At 37.8% G+C, this 1,023-nt stretch carries 2 protein-coding genes; both read right to left on the minus strand.

What is annotated here, in order from left to right; all coding sequences use genetic code 11:
* Positions 1–573 (minus strand): hypothetical protein (locus ACWCQ1_RS52150; RefSeq protein ID WP_451030142.1); only part of this gene is annotated, 573 nt, incomplete at its 3' end.
* A 37-nt stretch (positions 574–610) separates the two neighbouring features.
* Positions 611–1,023 (minus strand): hypothetical protein (locus ACWCQ1_RS52155; protein ID WP_451030143.1); only part of this gene is annotated, 413 nt, incomplete at its 5' end.

Below are 1,023 nucleotides of genomic sequence, written 5' to 3' on the forward strand. Positions count from 1 at the left end.
AATTCCAAATCCAGAAGTAACAACTGGATTATCTATAGGAATGATATAGCTGCCTGTTCCTAAAGTGGAGGAATCACAGTTTTTTGTTAGTCCGCCTAACTTTCCGACTATCTCCAATACTGTTGGAACCCAATGAACATTTAATCCTGTCGGATCATTCCCTGCCCCAATTGGTGCATATACTTGCCCTAATAATTCAATCGTATTTTTTCCATCGACTAAGATTCGATTATGAAGTGTAACTCCCATTGCTTCCAAACCTTCATCTAAATTAGCAAAGACAAATAGACCATTACTGGACATTAAACCGCCAGGATTATTCTTTTCTATTACAGCCTTAGACGTTCCCCATGCTGTTTCATGAAAGGCAATGGACGCAAAAAGAACAGGGTCAATTCCCTGTTCCTCCGCAATATCTATTATTTTATTTCCCTTATTCTTTAGTACACCAGCTTTAGTAAAAGACTCCTCCCACATAGACTGATTAATCTCTCCAGTAACAGAACAACTGCCTATACTCTGTCCATCACTACCAGATTCTAAATCTTCCCCAAGCATTAGGATGAATGACATTATCGGAATAAAAAGGAGACACAATACTAAGAAAACGTTAATCGTCAAAATTCTCTTCAAGCATTTCACGCTCCTCTCGTTCTTCCTCTAGCATCATTATTGTATCTACTCCCTCCCTTCCTATACGACTCTCTTCTACATCATTTATCATGTTTGAAACTAATTCATCATTTGTTTGTTCGTTTTGTGAGGTCTTTTCTCTACTATGCTGTTCCTGTTTTGGATGTTGTACCGTCTCTTCTCTTGGTATATTCCGAATTGCTTCTACTTGATTATTTTCTACATTAGACCATTCGCTTTTTTCATTATCTTGCATTGGTTCCGTTTTATTCTCACCGTACACAGCTTCTTTCCTATTCAGATTTTCTGACTGCTCATACATTTGTAACATATCTGCGTCCATTTTATCTGCAAAAGATACAGTTGCAGAATCATCTGCACGTTCGTTCC

The organism is Streptomyces sp. NPDC002144 (genome assembly GCF_053593695.1).